15 protein-coding genes and 1 pseudogene are annotated in these 16,167 nt (G+C 58.5%); 9 read left to right on the forward strand and 7 right to left on the reverse strand.

Annotated elements, in window-relative coordinates:
* The 4 genes from MESS2_RS29200 to tnpC all read left to right on the forward strand — a co-directional run.
* Positions 1-906 (forward strand): DMT family transporter (locus MESS2_RS29200; RefSeq protein ID WP_157357895.1); only part of this gene is annotated, 906 nt, incomplete at its 5' end.
* Positions 907-1,243: 337 nt separating this feature from the next.
* Positions 1,244-1,675, forward strand: a complete 432-nt coding sequence (tnpA, locus tag MESS2_RS29205; protein WP_008878294.1) for an IS66-like element accessory protein TnpA — start codon at positions 1,244-1,246, stop codon at positions 1,673-1,675.
* The gene (gene tnpB, locus MESS2_RS29210; RefSeq protein ID WP_008878295.1) at positions 1,672-2,025 is read left to right on the forward strand and encodes an IS66 family insertion sequence element accessory protein TnpB; all 354 of its coding nucleotides are present in this window, start codon (positions 1,672-1,674) and stop codon (positions 2,023-2,025) included. Before tnpA ends, tnpB (MESS2_RS29210) begins: the two co-directional genes overlap by 4 nt.
* Before the next feature lie 69 nt (positions 2,026-2,094).
* A complete protein-coding gene (tnpC, locus tag MESS2_RS29215; RefSeq protein WP_008878296.1) occupies positions 2,095-3,681 on the forward strand; it encodes an IS66 family transposase in 1,587 nt (528 codons plus the stop codon).
* Positions 3,682-3,885: 204 nt separating this feature from the next.
* On the opposite strand, the gene MESS2_RS29220 is transcribed toward tnpC, so the two are convergent.
* The 4 genes from MESS2_RS29220 to MESS2_RS29235 all read right to left on the reverse strand — a co-directional run bounded on the left by MESS2_RS29220 (position 3,886) and on the right by MESS2_RS29235 (position 9,156).
* Positions 3,886-4,905: a PDR/VanB family oxidoreductase gene (locus tag MESS2_RS29220; protein WP_008878297.1), complete on the reverse strand. Its 1,020-nt coding sequence runs from the start codon at positions 4,903-4,905 to the stop codon at positions 3,886-3,888.
* Positions 4,906-4,946: 41 nt separating this feature from the next.
* Positions 4,947-6,869 (reverse strand): ABC transporter permease, encoded by a 1,923-nt coding sequence (locus tag MESS2_RS29225; RefSeq protein WP_244440116.1) that lies wholly within the window; start codon positions 6,867-6,869, stop codon positions 4,947-4,949.
* Positions 6,870-7,066: 197 nt separating this feature from the next.
* Entirely contained in the window at positions 7,067-8,146 is a 1,080-nt protein-coding gene (locus MESS2_RS29230) for a quaternary amine ABC transporter ATP-binding protein (RefSeq protein ID WP_051069191.1), read from the reverse strand.
* Between the two features lie 92 nt (positions 8,147-8,238).
* Positions 8,239-9,156 carry an ABC transporter substrate-binding protein gene (locus MESS2_RS29235; RefSeq protein ID WP_244440117.1) on the reverse strand — a complete coding sequence of 306 codons (918 nt, stop codon included), beginning with the start codon at positions 9,154-9,156 and terminating at the stop codon, positions 8,239-8,241.
* 516 nt (positions 9,157-9,672) lie between these two features.
* Between MESS2_RS29235 and MESS2_RS34295 the strand changes: the two are divergent.
* Positions 9,673-9,762, forward strand: a pseudogene (locus MESS2_RS34295) (transposase); the annotation flags it as partial.
* Positions 9,763-10,199: 437 nt separating this feature from the next.
* Here the strand turns inward: MESS2_RS34295 and MESS2_RS29240 are convergent.
* Positions 10,200-11,135: a LysR substrate-binding domain-containing protein gene (locus MESS2_RS29240; protein ID WP_008878302.1), complete on the reverse strand. Its 936-nt coding sequence runs from the start codon at positions 11,133-11,135 to the stop codon at positions 10,200-10,202.
* A gap of 117 nt (positions 11,136-11,252) precedes the next feature.
* Between MESS2_RS29240 and MESS2_RS29245 the strand changes: the two genes are divergently transcribed.
* Together MESS2_RS29245 and MESS2_RS29250 are read left to right on the forward strand one after the other, a co-directional pair.
* On the forward strand, positions 11,253-11,729 hold the full coding sequence (locus MESS2_RS29245; RefSeq protein ID WP_008878303.1) for a hypothetical protein: 477 nt from the start codon (positions 11,253-11,255) through the stop codon (positions 11,727-11,729).
* A 44-nt stretch (positions 11,730-11,773) separates the two neighbouring features.
* Positions 11,774-13,273, forward strand: coding sequence for a nuclear transport factor 2 family protein (locus MESS2_RS29250; protein WP_008878305.1), 1,500 nt, complete (start codon positions 11,774-11,776; stop codon positions 13,271-13,273).
* 6 nt (positions 13,274-13,279) lie between these two features.
* On the opposite strand, the gene tnpB (MESS2_RS29255) is transcribed toward MESS2_RS29250, so the two are convergent.
* Both tnpB (MESS2_RS29255) and MESS2_RS29260 read right to left on the reverse strand, forming a co-directional pair.
* Complete coding sequence (tnpB, locus tag MESS2_RS29255) at positions 13,280-13,504, reverse strand: IS66 family insertion sequence element accessory protein TnpB (RefSeq protein ID WP_280113343.1); 225 nt, start codon at positions 13,502-13,504, stop codon at positions 13,280-13,282.
* A gap of 15 nt (positions 13,505-13,519) precedes the next feature.
* Positions 13,520-14,614: an IS1595 family transposase gene (locus MESS2_RS29260; RefSeq protein ID WP_008878307.1), complete on the reverse strand. Its 1,095-nt coding sequence runs from the start codon at positions 14,612-14,614 to the stop codon at positions 13,520-13,522.
* Positions 14,615-14,854: 240 nt separating this feature from the next.
* Between MESS2_RS29260 and groES the strand changes: the two genes are divergently transcribed.
* Positions 14,855-15,169, forward strand: a complete 315-nt coding sequence (groES, locus tag MESS2_RS29265; RefSeq protein ID WP_040594322.1) for a co-chaperone GroES — start codon at positions 14,855-14,857, stop codon at positions 15,167-15,169.
* A gap of 50 nt (positions 15,170-15,219) precedes the next feature.
* Positions 15,220-16,167: chaperonin GroEL (groEL, locus tag MESS2_RS29270; RefSeq protein ID WP_040594324.1), on the forward strand; the 948-nt coding region annotated here is incomplete at its 3' end.

Here is a 16,167-nt window from a genome sequence, read left to right on the forward strand (position 1 = left end):
GCCACGCGAAATTTGATTACAGCGCACTCGGTTGCGCTCCTCGTCCCCGTCATGTGGGGCTTGTACTGGATACCGGCCCGCTATGTGGAAGCATCCACTGGCGCTGGCGTTTGGGGAACCGTCTACGTCGTGATTGTGGCCTGCGTGGTTCTGGCGCCCGCCGCTTGGCGCTACCGGACATCGCTTTACTCATCCAACCGTTACGCGCTCATATCTACTGGTCTCGGCGGGGCGTCCTTCGCGCTGTATGCAGCCGGCCTGTTGTATGGAAGTGTCGCGGCGGTCGTCCTGTACTACCTTACGCCGGTCTGGAGCGTTCTGATCGCACGTCTATGGCTCAAACAGGAGACTTCGCTGACACGTTACGCGGCGATCGTAATCGGGATGGTCGGAATATTCCTGGTTCTCAAGGGTAACAACACCGGTATCCCGTTGCCGCAAGAGGTCGGCGATTGGCTCGGCCTCGGTGGTGGCATTCTGTGGTCGATCGCAAGCACGGGCATTTACATACACTCACGTCTCGACTCTTACAGCAGCAACTTCGTCTTCAGCGTCGGCGCATTTCTGTCAGCCGTACTGTTGGCATGCGTGATGGCGGCCCCCAGCTTGGAGACCGGGCATTCAATCGACTACGGCACCGGTATTCCGGCCATCATCATTATTGGGGTCGGGTGGTGGGCGGTCGCGCTCACCGGGTTCCTGTGGGCTGCGCGCCTCCTGGAGCCCACACGGCTCGGGATTTTTATGATGACGGAGGTGGCCGCTGGCGCCGTTTCGGCAGCATTGTTTGCGGGCGAACCCTATGGTGTCCTGATGCTGGTGGGCACCGTCCTCGTCATTGTTGCCGGTCTGATGGCGGCCGCTTCGCCGTCGACCCCGCTTGCCGCGGATAATTGCAGGTATTGAATAGACCATTGCACGACATCGTCGATGGGCTTGCCTCCTTTGGTGCATGAGTGCGTGAAGCCGGTCACGCACGCTCTTCGAGAAACAGTGACCACTGCTACAGTTGGGGCTCGGGATACCTGCGAGCAGGCAGCGCAGGACGCCGTGCGCGCCCTGGACGAACACTCGGCCGAACGGTCAGTCGTTACCGCCGGCGTCAGGACGCGCGCGGTGGGCCGTCGGCCTTATTTCGCCCGCGGACCGTCAGTCTGGCGGTAAGCGCCACGCCGCTCCCCTCGTGCGGCGCATGAGGTGAATGTGCCAAGAATCCCCCGATCGCGAGAGACGGAGGGCCTACATGGGAGCAGACGGCAAAATCGACGTCCATTTGGACGTCTCAACAGCTGGCTATGCAGGCCGGCTCGAGGTTCTGGAAGGTCCAACTGGACGGCGGGTTCGCTCCGAGGCCGACAGAGCCCGGATTGCGGCCGAGAGCCTGATGCCGGGGGTGCAGGTGGCGGCGGTCGCCCGCAAGCATGGCGCGACCCGCTGGCAGATCTACGATTGGCGGCGTCGCCTTCGTCAGGGACAACTGGCACTGCCAGAAAGCATGGCGCCGATGTTCGCGCCGCTGATGGTGGAAGAATCATCGGCGCCTAAGCGGACGATGAGGCCACCGAAATTGACGCCAGCGAAGGTGGAAATCGTGATCGACGACATGGTGATCCGAACGGCGGTTGACCTCGAGCATCTGGCGCAGGTGATCCGTGCGGTTCGGGCCTCGCGATGATTGCACCGGGCGCCGATCTGAAGATCTACGTGGCGACCCGGCCGGTTGACTTCCGGCGCGGCATGGACGGATTGGCATTGGCTGTGCAGGAGATGCTAGGCCTCGACCCATACTGTGGGGCGGCCTTCGTCTTCCGGGCCAAAAGGGCTGACAGGATCAAGATTTTGGTCTGGGATCGCACCGGCCTTGTGCTCGTTCACAAGCGGCTCGAGGGCTCGAAGTTCGTCTGGCCGCAGGTTCGCGACGGGGTGATGCGCATGTCGCCGGCGATGTTCGCGGCCTTGTTCGAAGGGCTGGACTGGAGACTGGTTCGCCCCGAGCGGGCACGGCGTCCGCAATTGGCCGGATGAGTGTGGCACAGTGACTCAGCTGCGTTGTCTCCGATGGCGTTCTCGGAGATCATGTGGTTGATTTAGCGCATGAATCTGACGGTTCTCCAGGAAGAGAACGAGCGTTTGAAGGCGCTCCTGGCCCAGACGCAAGCGACCCTGGCCGAGCACCAGGCTGCCTTGGCTGAATCCGAGGAGGCGCGGCGTCGCCTGGAGACCATCGTCGGTCAACTCAATCACGAGAAGTTCGGCGCCAGGTCCGAGAAGCTGCATCCCGACCAATACCACCTGCCGCTCGAAGACGTGGAGATCGCGCAGGGCGTGCTCGACGCCGCGCAGGAAAGGGCGCAGCGGGTCATCCAGGGTCGTTCGGACGGCGCGTCCGGTTCACGCCTGCGCAACCGTGGTCACTTGCCGGCTCATCTGCCGCGAGTGGAACGGATCATCGAGCCCAAGAGCACGCTGTGCCCCTGCGGCTGCGGCGAGATGGCCAGGATCGGCGAGGATGTCAGCGAGCGGCTCGACGCGATCCCGGCGCAGTTGCGCGTGCTGGTCACGCGCCGCCCGAAATACGCTTGCCGGCGCTGCTCGGGCGCGGTCGTGCAGGCGCATGCGCCCGAGCATATCGTGCCCGGCGGCCTGCCGACCGAGGCGCTGATCGCCCAGGTCATCGTCGCCAAGTTCGGTGATCATTTGCCGTTCTACCGGCAGGCCGAGATCTACGCCCGCCAGGGCATCCAACTGGATCGCGCCACACTGGGCAATTGGGCAGGCCGGGCCTGCTTCCATCTCAAGCCGATAGCCGAGCACATGCGCAGGCATCTGGCTGACGCGGATCGCCTGTTCATGGACGAGACCACCGCGCCGGTGCTCGATCCCGGACGCGGCAAGGTCAAGAAGGGCTTCTTCTGGGCAATCGCCTCCGATGATCGCGGCCATGGTGGCCAAGGCCCACCTATCGTGCTGTTCCACTATGCGCCCGGGCGCGGCGGCGACCATGCCGAACGCTTCCTTCAAGGCTTCGGCGGACAGTTCCTGCAGGTTGACGCCTATGAGGGCTATGACCGGCTGACACGCCTGGAACGGCCGCAAGGACCGTGGCTGCTCGTCCATTGCTGGAGCCACCTGCGCCGACGGTTTGTGAAGCTGGCGCGCAACACCAAGTCCCCGATCGCCGAAGCGGCGATACGCCAGATCGCGGCGCTCTACGCCATCGAGGCAACAGTGCGCGGCGCATCGCCTCAAGTCCGGCTTGCCGCTCGACAGGATTATTCCAGGCCGATCATCGCCGCCCTGAAACCATGGTTCGAAAAGCAACTGTCGATGATCTCCTCCGGCTCCAGGTTGGCCGAAGACATCCGCTATGGGCTCGCTCACTGGGAGGGGCTCACCCGCTTCCTCGACGACGGCCGGCTCGAGCTCGACACCAACCCAGTCGAAAACGCCATCCGTCCAGTATGCTTGACCAGAAAAAATGCTCTGTTTGCTGGCCATGAAGTCGGGGCCGAAAACTGGGCACTGCTCTCATCCGTCGTGGCCACCTGCAGGCTCAACGACGTCAATCCCGTTGCCTACCTCGCCGAAACTCTCGACGCCATCATCAACGGCCATCCACAGAGCCAGATCGAGGAACTCATGCCCTGGCGGTTCCGGAAAACGTCAAGCCCAAATCCATAGGCGATCGGCGAGGCGCTTACGTCTGGCGGACCGCATTCGACGACACCGAGACGAGCTCGTCGGTGGCGCGTAGCGCGACCAGATACAGACGGGCATAGGTGAAGACCGGCAGCCACCATCGACAGTCTGATGCCGGAGACTACGCGAGCCTTGTGTTCTCCGGCCCGTCGGCGCCTGAGAGCTGAACCGGGATCGCCCCAGGGGTTACAGGTCCAGAATCAGATTTTCGGACTCTGCACGCGAGCAGCACAAGGCAATTAGCTCTCCAGAGTTTCGTTCCGCCTGCGTCAGCACACTGTCCCGGTGGTCCGGCTTGCCGCTCACCACCGGGGTCAGACAAGACCCGCAATACCCCTCCTCACACAGCTTTGATACCTTCACACCGTTGTCGGCCAGTACCCGCAATATCGATCGGCCCGCGGGCACGGCAAACGATTCTCCGGTGCTTCCGATTGTCACCGTAAATTCCGAGTCACCTTCGCGACACCGTATTGCACTCGGATCCGCCCCGAACAGCTCGTAATGCACCGTTTCCGGAGGCCAGCCTCGCGTCGCGCCCTTGACGGCCTCCACAAGCCCGTGTGGACCGCACACGTACACGTGGCAGTCTTCCTTGCGATCACTCAACAGTCCGCTCACATCCAAACGCCCGCCTTTTGTTCCCTTGTTATGAATAAACGTTACATTCCTGCCTAGAGTCGAATTTACGATCGCTGCATAGTGCGCGGTCTCCTCGACCGAACGCGCGCAGTAGTACAAGTGATACTCGGTTCCGATCTGTTGCAGCCGTCTCGCCATCGACAGAATCGGCGTGATACCGATGCCACCGGCGATAAGTATCACTCGACCAGCCGATTCGTCGAGTTTGAAATTGTTGGCGGGCCCATCTGTCTCTATAATATCCCCCACCTTCCAGTTTTCATGTATCCATTGCGACCCACCTCGTCCCTCCTGCTCCCTGAGTACAGAGATCAAGTAATGATCCGATAAGCCTGGGGTATTTACCAGCGAGTATTGCCTCCATGTGGACCCGGTCACCCGCACGATAATGTGTGACCCAGCTGAGAACTCCGGCAGCGGCACTCCTGCCGATGCATTCACTAAGGAATAGGTTCGAATCGACGCCGTTTCGTCAGATACATTCGAGATCTTCAAATACATGACAATCGGCTCCTCAGTCGCTTCGGATGCGCCCTCGACTTTTGCGATGATGTCTTCATCCAACGCTGCATTCTCAAGGACGCTAAGACCATCGATCTATCGTGTCATGCTGATCTGATCTCTTGAAGACCGAGCTGTCGTTGTCTTTTCTTGGCCCAAGCCTGAATGATGCGGTCCGCAACCATGCCGATGATTGCTATGCTAAATCCGGTGGTGAGCGCGGCGCCTGTGTCGGCATTCGTCAATGCTATATACACGGACTGGCCAAGATCGCGGGTACCCACGAGCGCCGCAATCACGAGCATCGACAGCGCGTACATAATTGTCTGGTTGAGGCCAAGCATGATCGCGGGCGATGCGATCGGCAGATCAATCTGAAATCGTTTCTGTAGGGTGCTACAACCCATTCCGATGGCAGCCTCCGAGATTTCGTGATCGATGCTCCTAATGCCGTGCTCAGTATATCTGATCATCGGCACGATCGAAAAAGCGACAATTGCAATAAGAGCCGAAAAGTCGCCGACTTGGAACAGGAAGATGACAGGGATGAGGTAAACAAACTGGGGAATGGTCTGTAGAGTGTCGTTTACAGGACGTATAAAAGCGGAAAATCGATCGTTGGAGGCGGCCAAAGCTCCGAGCGCGCCGCCGACGACAAATGATAACGCGACGGCGGCAGCGCACAGGTAAAGGGACAGCATCGCCGGCCCCCAAAGACCGGTCATAAGAATAAACGACATCCCTGCAAGAGAGAAGCCGGCAGTACCGACCCCCCCGGCTTGCCAGGCTGCGACGCCGACCACCATGAACAGCACAGGCCAGGGAATGTTGGTCAGCCCAAAGAAGCAGGCTGCTGCAACCAGTGCGACCAGAACGGCGCCGCGCCCTTTCCAAGCGAAACTCGCCAGCAGCATCGCGCACAGCACAGCAACCCAGTACGCGGCTTGGTTAACGGGAGAAATAGTGTATCCTGTTGCATCAAAGAGCCGCAGCCAACCGATCTTGAGCGGCAGAAGTATACAGAAGTTCACAATCTGTTTGATCTCAGCGAAGACCCAGCCGTAACGCGAAACCGTGTAGCTCAAAAAGTCGTTGATCTGGGCGGCCGGATAGACACGCCACTCGCTTGGCCATTGTCGCATGGCGGGAAAGAGCATGGACGCAGCGAACAGGGCGAGCAGCAGGAGTGCGGAGGCAGCTAGCGCGTTACTCCGGCTGACGGTTGGAGTGTTAACGGTGCTGCGAACATGGCTCGCGAAGCCTGCCGAGATGCGATCCAAAATCATCGCCATTAGCGCGATGACCATGCCCGACATCAGGCTCTGCCCAAACTGCGCTTTCCGCATTGTTGACAGCACTTCCCAGCCGATATCGTTGAATCCGCCGATTACTGAGGCGATGATCACCATCGAAAGAGTGGCCATAATCGTCTGATTCACTCCGACCATAATCTGCGGCAGCGCCGCGGGAACCCTTACCCACCAGAAAGACTGCCACCGCGTAGCGCCTGACATCTCTCCGGATTCAACCAACGCACTTGGAACAGACGCGAGTCCGTGCATCACGTTCCGGACCATCGGGGGACAGGCGTAGATCGCACTTGCGATCAGCCCTACGACAGGGCCAAATCCAAAAAGCAGGAGAAGCGGCACCAGATAAGAAAATGCCGGCACGGTCTGCATCAAATCGAGGCAGATAATCAGAACCCGACGAGCTACCCCTGACCGGTAACCTAGAACACCCATTCCAAAGCCGACCCCGGCGGCGAGCGGGGCTGCTACCCCAACAAGAGCCAAGGTATTCATGCTTTCTTGCCAATATCCTGTCGCTACCATGTAGAATAGCGAAGCGGCAGTGAATATCGCCAGTCTGCAACCGGCCGCGGCGAAGCCGACAAGCGTGAAGGCCACCAATGTCACAGACCAAGGGAGCCATTGCAGCATGCCTTGCAATTCCGTCAATGGCCACGACAGCAACCATGAGATCGCACCAAACGCCCAGGAGAAATTGGCGACAAACATGTCCATAACGAGGTTCAGTCCTCGTTCTATCGGACCCTTTAGCCAGACTGCCGTATTGGTGAGCCATGTCAGATCGTGTTGGAAATAGAAGAGAGGCATGCTGGTCAGGCCTACAGCGGTCCAAGCGACCAAAGTGGCGCTACGCGGCTTTGGCTGAAGAGGAAGAGCGTGGCTATTGGTAAGGGTCACTTTGAATCGATCTCTCAGCGTGTTCGCTCTTGGCTTTCGGCAAAGATCGTCAGGACCTTTGAAGCGGTTATTTCTCCGACGATCGCGCCGGAGCTGTTTGTGACGGCGAATCCCTCCGGGTTTCCAGCGAAGGAAGGCATTGCATCCAATAAGGACATGTCGGCACCGCATGACTGCGTCGCCTGCAAGTGCCCTCGATAAGGCTCGATCACATCCGCCACCGTCAGGACGTGAGCGAGCGGAACATCGCGCGTGAACTCTCGCACGTAGTCGTTCGCCGGCTTCAGAACGATCTCCGCCGCACTTCCGATCTGGATGATCTGCCCGTCTTTCATGATCGCGATGCGATCCGCGAGCCGTATAGCCTCCAAGAAATCGTGAGTGATGAAAACGATCGTTTTCTTCAGCAAGGTCTGCAGGCGCAAGAACTCGTTCTGCATCTGCCTACGTATTAGCGGGTCTAGAGCCGAGAATGGTTCATCCAGGAACCAAAGCTCTGGCTCGACAGCTAGTGACCGAGCGATGCCGACACGTTGCTGCTGTCCTCCCGACAATTGCGCAGGGAAAGCGCACTCGCGGCCCTTTAGCCCTACCAGCTCGATCATTTCTGACGCGCGACTTTCACGCCTCTGACGGTCGACGCCTTGCACCCTCAAGGGAAATGCCACGTTCTCAAGGACCGTCAGATGGGGAAGCAGGCCAAAACTCTGAAACACCATTCCCATTCTGCGACGTCGGATTTCGATGAGCCGTTTGGGACTGGCCTCGAGGAGATCCTCGCCGTCGAAAAGGATCTCCCCATAACTCGGCTCCACGAGCCGCGACAGGCAACGGATAACTGTTGATTTGCCAGAGCCGGAGAGCCCCATAATGACGAAAATCTCACCGGCATGCACGTCGAATGAGACGTCGATGGCTGCCGGCACGCAGCCCGACGAACGCAATGCCGCGACGGCACTCGCGCGCTCCGGAGTGTCGCGCATTTGATAGATGCCGCTGTCCATAGGGCCATAGCATTTCCAAATGTTACGGCAGGAAAGCTTGACCTTGCGATCTTTGGCCGACCCAACTTGGTCGTCCAGGAAGTAAGTCATACCGTGTCCTTCCATTCGAAGAGCGAAGCGCCGATGTCAGCTGTTGGGGCGTTAGCTGTTGGAGCGACGCGCCGACACCTAACCGCAATGGACTACTTAACCGCGGCGTCGACCCACTTCTGCCAAGTATCCTTGTTCTTCTCCACCCAGGCTTGAGCTACCTCGTCGAGCGTGAGATTGTTGACATCAATCGCCGAAATCATCGGGATCTGTTCTTCATCAGTCATCTGATAGCTCTGCAGAAACCGATACGCCGCTGGCCATTTCTTCTCCATTCCAGACCAAGCGACTTTGATAATTTCTGAATTGGGCAGTGCACAGTCACCTACCTCATTCGGATTTGGACCCCACTTCGGATCATCCATGCACGCGGGCTCATACTTAGGCATCTCAACCCACTCGAGATCGAGCTCGTTGAAGAGCCAGTGCGGCGACCAGAACATCGCAATAATGGGCGTCTTCTTAACCGCCGCTGCCTTCAATTCCGATACGAGCGCTCCCTCGCTGCCCGCGGACACCGCCTGCAGTTGAAGATCGAGACCTTTGATCATCGCCTCGCTATGCGAGCCCCAGTCTGGAGGATAGTCCAAGATGCGACCTTTCGGCAGCGTATCCGCGGTGGCCAGCGCCTGCGCGCAGGCACTGCTCTTAAGCGCCTCCCAATTCGGCAATCCTGGACAGATATCCTTCATGTAAGAAGGATATAGCCAACCTTCGCGAGCCTTGAGACCGAGGTCGCCGACCTCAACGACCTTGCCGGATTCCTTTGCCTTTGGCCACGTTTCGCCGATGTTGCTTAGCCATATCTCAAGAGCAGCGTCTGCTGTGCCGTCGCTGAGCGCCGTAAACTGAGGCAGATAGCCTGCCGTCACGTACTCAACCTTGTAACCCATGCGCTCAAGAATAATTCCAGCGATTTTGGTAGTGACGTGCTGCCCCGTCCATTCATTAAGCGTGAGCTTAATCGGCTCCTTCGTTTCAGGAATAGACGCCCCATAAGCTGGCGGCATGGCTAAGGTTCCCACAAGGGACAGAGCGATCGTCACGGCTGACAGTCTCAGTGCACTAAACATTCTTCGACCCTTCATTCGAGTGGCTTCTTTCGCTGCCGCAGACAAGTTAACGTGATGTGAGAAGGCTACAAGCAAGGATTTCTTGGGCCCCAGCATTACCGCCGGTTATGTTAGAGGTGGCGATCGAGCGCCGCGGCCTGGTGTAGCTGACTGCTTTGGTCGCCGTGCTATCCGGCATGGGTCAGGCTGATCAGCGCGCCACGGCTGGCAGGCTGACGAGGGATTATGCTCAGTTGGCCGACTCTTCCAAGGTCATGTAGCGGGCTCCACAGCACTGCCATTCATCGTTCTCTTCGAGCAGGATTGCGCCCTGGGCCGCGTCCCTACAATGACGCGCCGTCGTCGACCAGATCCAAATGAAGGCCCCAAAGGTGGCGACGATCACGGACAATGCCGAGCCCGACGTGTTGGCCTACATGCCCTCCCGAAGGAACACGCGCCAAGCTCGACTAACCGAACAAACGTCTTAACGGCGAGATCAAGCGGCGCACCGGGGCCGTCGGAATCTTCCCGAACGATGATGCCATCGTGCGCCTCGTCGGCGATCGAGGAAGGCTTTTACTTGGAAGAGCAGCTGTGTCGGTCTTGAGCAAAAGCGGATAGTCAGACGGCGACGGTGGTCGGGCTCACGTGGCTCTTCCTGCGATAATGTTGAATCCAGTGGGAAATTGTGGAAGCTAAGCCCGACCTTGACTTCACGAGCTTTGGCCCTGCCGGATTTTTGAGTTCCCGATGGTGGAACAGGAAACCCACACCTTTCGCCGTCGCTGAATCGCTGTCGCGCATCAAAAGGGTCGCGATGGCGTCCCATCCGCCATCGCAGCCAACGCGGTCCAAAGGAGCGGCACCGCGGATCTACAGCCCTGGGGTGGACAGCGCTGCCCACGAGCTACCCAGACCGAATTCACGACCGATAAGCACACAAGCAAACATGGGATGCAGTAAAGCAGCCGTCCGGGTTGGCATTCCATGCGAGCAGGTCAACGAGTTCCCGCTGTCGGAACCCCATTCTGTCTGTCGGCCTCAAAGGTCGAGAACACCCAGTTGCAGAACTTTTCTACGGCTGGGTTGATATGTTCCGTCTCATGCATGACGACATGATAGCCGAGCTTCGTCTTTACGAACTGGTTGACAGGACTGACCAGCCGCCCGCTTTTCAAGGAGTCGTCTATGACATACCTCCAGCCGAGAGCGACGCCGTCGCCAGCCTCCGCAGCCTGAATTACTAGAGCATAATTATTTATAAGCAGTTTGTGGTGCTCTCGCGGGACCTCGACATTATTCATGCTGAGCCAGACGCGCCAGTTCATCCAATCCCAACGCTCGTCTTCATGCTCAATGAGCGGGAAGTTCATCAATGACTGCGGCCCGCTGACTGGCCCATACTTCTCGATACACGAAGGGCTGCAGACCGGTACGATCTCTTCTGGGAACAGCATCCGCGATTTGAAACCTGGCCAGTGTCCATTGCCATGTATGATCGCGACGTCGACACGCTCGCGCAAACAATCCTCCTTGTCTGACACAATAAGTCTCACCGATATCTCCGGATTCAACCCGAAGAACGTCGGCAGTCTTCGCTGAAGCCAGAGTCCGGCGACTGCTTGATCTGTCGCGACCACGAATGTTGCCTGCGGCACGTTGCGTATCTCGTTCGTGGCATCGCAAATATGCGCCAAGGCCAAGTGTACGCTGTGCTGATACATCCGCCCTTCCGGGGAAAGTTCGACGTTACGATGCCCGCGGGTGAACAACCGGATTCCAAGATTTTGCTCAAGGTTTCGAATCTGTCTGCTGACAGCTGCCTGCGTGACGTTCAGTTCATTGGCTGCAAGCGTGAAACTCATGTGACGTGCAGCGGCATCGAACATCACGAGAGCGTCCAGGGGGGGCAGTTGCTGGCGCAGGCTTGGCATAATCAAAGGTTATCCTATGCGATGAAAAATCATCGTTTGACCGAAGCAATTCAACCATACCACCCTAGCTCGCATTACAGCAACTGTTTCCACCTAGAGAAAACGCGGAGCGTAAGAATGTCCTCAAAGGCACCGAACCGAAGCTCTGACGCCCACGCCGCCTATATCACGGCACAGAAAAAATGCTTGTCAGGCTCCGCGCCCTTTCACAGTCCGACTGAAGCGCTCTTGGCCTATGTGGGAGCGTTTGAGTCGAAAGACGCGGGCTTCATTGAGAAGACGACTGCGTCGGGGTCTCTTATCGAGATTCCTATGTTGAAGCCCAACCGTTTAGTCGGCCAGGCCGAGATCCGCGCAGGACACGAACAATCATTCTCCACGATCAAAACGGCCGCGTTCGAGATTTCACCGCCGGCCGCCAACAATAGCGTCTCTATCGCAGACGGAACGCTATCAATCGAGCGCGTTAGCGGTCAGAGAGACACGCACCCTCTGAGCATCGTCGCCGAAACGGATAGTGGAAATCTCAGGAGACTGAGTCTGTACTTTGATGCTCGTTACTACAGGCTCTGGTCAGACAAGACTATTCTCTGATGTTTTCACTGCGCAAGCTAAGCGCTATCTGGGAGAATTGATAAATGACACCTACCGCTGCATTCCAGGCGTTCTGCAATGCCTACGCCGCAGGAAATTACGATGCCATGGCCGCGCTTTTTACCGATGACGGAGTCTTCGACGCGCCGAATATCGAAAAGCCAGCCGCGGGTCGCGACGCCATACGCAAACAGTTGCGCATCCTCTCGCACGCGCAGAAAGACGTCTCGACAACAATCCGCAATTCCGTCGACGCCGGTGACAAGGGCTATATCGAGGCCTCTTTTGAAGCGGCCGTTGTTGGCGCCGGCGGAAAGATCAACGGTGCGCAGGTGCGGACCGACTTCCATTTGGTCGCCGCCGTCGAGATGAGAGACGGTCAGATTTTGCGCCTGACGGAGCATTTCGATCGACGTCCCCTCTATCCCGAGGAGCGGCAGCGCATGTGGATGTTCAATCGTCGCACGCCATATTGGCAGAAGACAGTTGACGCAGAATGTCAGGAGTGGACCGTCTACAACAATATGCATTTCCCGACTATCTACAGCCGTATGCCCTACGAGGATTATGCGGCTCTAGTCGAGGACGTAACTTTGTGGGATGTCGGCCTTGAGCGCCAGACGCAGATCAAAGGACCGGACGCTCTCGCCTTCTTCGACTATTTGTCCTGCCGTGACATGTCCAAAATGGCTGTCGGCGACTGCATGTATGCTCTGATCTGCCATGACGATGGCACACTCATGGCCGACCCGGTCTGTTTTCGACCCTTTGACGATACTATCTGGCTTTCGCACGGCAACGCGGATGTCACTTTCTGGGCTCGCGGCATCGCGATGAATAGCAAATGGGACGTGGACGTCTCCGAGCCAGACATCGCGCCAATGCAGGTGCAAGGACCTCTCGCCCAGGAAGTTTTGGATCCAATCACCGAAGCCAATCTCAATGATCTCAAGAACTATAAGTGCGTCGTCACGAAGGTCGCTGGATACGATGCCGTCGTTTCCCGCACCGGTTGGAGCGGCGGTTTCGGTTACGAAGTTCTGCCGCTGGTGAGCTCCGTTGACGGCCCTGCGATTTGGGACGCGATTTTGAAGGCCGGCGAACCCTACGGGCTGAAGGTGACCGGGCCGATCTGGCATCGCGCAATCGAACGTGGCGTCACCGACTTCAACTATTACATGGGGTCAGGCATTAACCCGCTAGAGGACATCGCTTCCAAGTTCGTGCATCTCGATAAGCCGGTGGACTTCGTTGGCAAGGAGGCTTTGAAGAAGATAAAAGCCGCCGGCGTCAAACGGCACTCCGTCGGCCTCTTTATTGAGGCCGAAGTTCCGCGCCTGGAGTGGTTCTGGAGCCTCAGGAACGATAAGGGCCGCGTGGGTGAAGTTCGTTGGGCGGCACATTCTTTCGCCCTGAACCGCAGTCTCGGCATCGCCATCGTCGACTCGGAAATCAAAGAGGGCGATAGGGTGACGATCGAGACTCCTTACGGCAAACTGGCTGCCGAAGTTACGACGATCCCTTTCGTATCAAAATCCTCCTAAGCAACGTCAAGTAGATCCAGCCCCTTCGATCAGAAGCGCCAGCTGCGCGGGCGTCAACGTCAAGGCGGCGTCGACGATCGACGGCCAGACGAACTTGCCCCGTTCCAGCCGCTTGGCGAACGGGCAGAGGTCGGAGCCATCGTAGTAGAGCACCTTGAGGTAGCCACCTTGCTTGCCGCGAAACAGGAACATGTGGCCGCTATAGGGGTCAGAACAAGAGCAGTGCGAAATCGTACGCGGCCTTTATCAACCAAAGACCGCTACGGCTGATTTGATAATGATGCCGCCATACGGGATTCGGCGCATCTGACGACCCGTGGCTGTGCGAAAAACATTCGTCAATTGCAGTGCAGGCGGCACGCGCGACCACAGGGTTCGCACGCTCTCCCGGCCATGCCCGGTTTTACGAATGACGTTTCCTGTGACGACGCGCTGCGACCATCGGAAGCCGATCTCGTGGAAATACAGGTCGGCATGCTGCGGGCTGATATGATGAAAGACGCCGGCGATGGTACGGCGGACGCGGGAGTTGAAGCCCTCCACCGAATTGACGTGGACGGCGTCGCGAACATACTCGCCGCTGGAATGCTTCACGGTCTCGTGCTTGGCAAAGCTCTCACCAATGGCCATGAATGCCTTCCACTCGTCGCTCATCAAATGAGCTCCCGATTCGATCTGCGCTTCAATGACGCGTTCGCTTGCTCGCGCCGAGAGATCGGTCACGACCGCCGCACGCGCGTCACCGGCCAGAGCGCCAGGCCTGACGTCGGTCGGCCGCCGCACCATTGCCATGACTGGCGTTTTGTCCGTATTCGCCTGGCCTTTCCGGCCGCGGCCCGGAGGCGGGTCGTCGGGATTCTTTCTGGACCTTCCGCCGAGATGGAAATGGTCGATCTCCACCGTGCCGGCGAGCATGTTCTCCCGTGCCACCATGAGACGCAGTGCATGTCCCATCCGCCAGGCTGTTGGCTGGCTCACCCCGAGCGCCTCGGCCAGGCGCACCGACGACAAGCCCTTGTCGGATTGCAGTAACAGCCACATGGCCTTCAGCCAAACACGCAAGGGAAGCTTCGTGGAGTGCAGAGGCGTGTGTGTCGTCACCGTGAACTGGAACCGGCAATCGCCGCTGGAACATTGATAAAGACCTGGTCGGGCGCGCCGCTTGCCCACGTCGCGGCCGGCTATCGCGATCGAGCGTTTGAAACCACAGGCTGGGCAGATCCTCCCCTCCGGCCACACCATGCTTTCCAGCAACCGACGGCAATGCTGCTCATCCCGGAAGGCCGCGATCATTTCTTCAACAGTCCGGATGCTGGAAAGCGCTGCAAGCATTTCAGGCATTCTCACCTCCTTCAGATCCGCCTGAAGAATCGCATGAAAAGCCATAGATCACAACGATATTGCGGTCTTTGGTTGATAAAGGCCGCGTACGATTTTCAGGGCGATTGCTGGCAGGTGAATGAACGCGCCGACGCGTCGCCAGGCAAGCCTGGAAAATTTGGCACTCCTATCATTCGAGTGCCAAAGGGACTATGGTAAGTGTCGCAGTCGCTCTATGTGCGGCGGCAGAAAGAACCCCCAATGAAATTCCGACCACTCCACGACCGCGTCGTCATTCGGCGCGCTGAAGGCGACAACAAATCCAAAGGCGGAATCATCATTCCCGACACCGCCAAGGAAAAGCCTCAGGAAGGCGAAGTGATCGCCGTCGGCCCAGGCTCACGTGATGAGAGCGGCAAGCTGATCCCGCTCGACGTCAAGGCCGGCGATCTCATCCTGTTCAGCAAATGGTCCGGCACCGAGGTCAAGATCGACGGCGAGGATCTCCTGATCATGAAGGAGAGCGACATTATGGGCATCGTCGAGAAGACCAAAGCGGCCAAGAAAGCCGCCTGACCGGGCGATTTGCGCTCTGCTAATTTCTAGACTGAACTGGACGTAAAATCATGTCTGCCAAGGAAATCAAATTCGCCACCGATGCCCGCGACCGCATGCTGCGCGGCGTCGAAATCCTCAACAACGCCGTCAAGGTGACGCTCGGTCCCAAAGGCCGCAACGTCATCATCGACAAGGCCTATGGCGCGCCGCGCATCACCAAGGACGGGGTCGCCGTCGCCAAGGAAATCGAGCTTGCCGACAAGTTCGAGAACATGGGCGCCCAGATGGTGCGCGAAGTGGCCTCGAAGACCAACGACCTCGCCGGCGACGGCACGACGACAGCGACGGTGCTGGCCGCTTCGATCCTGCGCGAAGGCGCCAAGCTCGTTGCCGCCGGCATGAACCCGATGGACCTCAAGCGCGGCATCGACCAGGCCGTCGCCGCCGTGGTGAAGGAAATCCAGGCCCGAGCCAAGAAGGTCAAATCTTCAAGCGAGATCGCGCAGGTCGGCACGATCGCCGCCAATGGCGATGACACCGTCGGCGCCATGATCGCCAAGGCCATGGACAAGGTCGGCAATGACGGCGTCATCACCGTCGAGGAAGCCAAGACCGCCGAAACCGAACTCGACGTCGTCAAGGGCATGCAGTTCGACCGTGGCTATCTCTCGCCCTATTTCGTCACCAACGCCGAGAAGATGCGCGTCGAGCTGGAGGATCCTTACGTCCTCATCCATGAAAAGAAGCTCGGCAACCTGCAGGCGCTGCTGCCGATCCTCGAAGCCGTGGTGCAAAGCGGCAAGCCGCTGCTGATCGTCTCCGAGGACGTCGAAGGCGAAGCGCTGGCGACGCTGGTCGTCAACAAGCTGCGCGGCGGCCTCAAGGTCGCGGCAGTCAAGGCGCCGGGCTTCGGTGACCGCCGCAAGGCGATGCTGGAAGACATCGCCGTGCTCACATCAGGCCAGATGATTTCCGAAGACCTCGGCATCAAGCTGGAAAACATCACTCTCGACATG

This window comes from Mesorhizobium metallidurans STM 2683 (assembly GCF_000350085.1).
GTDB lineage: Bacteria > Pseudomonadota > Alphaproteobacteria > Rhizobiales > Rhizobiaceae > Mesorhizobium > Mesorhizobium metallidurans.

What these genes read in the sequence shown, in the direction of transcription:
- tnpA (WP_008878294.1), top strand. Translation starts at nt 1,244, where the DNA reads ATGGGAGCAGACGGCAAAATCGACGTCCATTTGGACGTCTCAACAGCT.
- tnpB (WP_008878295.1), top strand. Translation starts at nt 1,672, where the DNA reads ATGATTGCACCGGGCGCCGATCTGAAGATCTACGTGGCGACCCGGCCG.
- tnpC (WP_008878296.1), top strand. Translation starts at nt 2,095, where the DNA reads ATGAATCTGACGGTTCTCCAGGAAGAGAACGAGCGTTTGAAGGCGCTC.
- MESS2_RS29225 (WP_244440116.1), bottom strand. Translation starts at nt 6,869, where the DNA reads ATGGACATGTTTGTCGCCAATTTCTCCTGGGCGTTTGGTGCGATCTCA.
- MESS2_RS29230 (WP_051069191.1), bottom strand. Translation starts at nt 8,146, where the DNA reads ATGACTTACTTCCTGGACGACCAAGTTGGGTCGGCCAAAGATCGCAAG.
- MESS2_RS29235 (WP_244440117.1), bottom strand. Translation starts at nt 9,156, where the DNA reads ATGCCGCCAGCTTATGGGGCGTCTATTCCTGAAACGAAGGAGCCGATT.
- MESS2_RS29240 (WP_008878302.1), bottom strand. Translation starts at nt 11,135, where the DNA reads ATGCCAAGCCTGCGCCAGCAACTGCCCCCCCTGGACGCTCTCGTGATG.
- MESS2_RS29245 (WP_008878303.1), top strand. Translation starts at nt 11,253, where the DNA reads ATGTCCTCAAAGGCACCGAACCGAAGCTCTGACGCCCACGCCGCCTAT.
- MESS2_RS29250 (WP_008878305.1), top strand. Translation starts at nt 11,774, where the DNA reads ATGACACCTACCGCTGCATTCCAGGCGTTCTGCAATGCCTACGCCGCA.
- MESS2_RS29260 (WP_008878307.1), bottom strand. Translation starts at nt 14,614, where the DNA reads ATGCCTGAAATGCTTGCAGCGCTTTCCAGCATCCGGACTGTTGAAGAA.
- groES (WP_040594322.1), top strand. Translation starts at nt 14,855, where the DNA reads ATGAAATTCCGACCACTCCACGACCGCGTCGTCATTCGGCGCGCTGAA.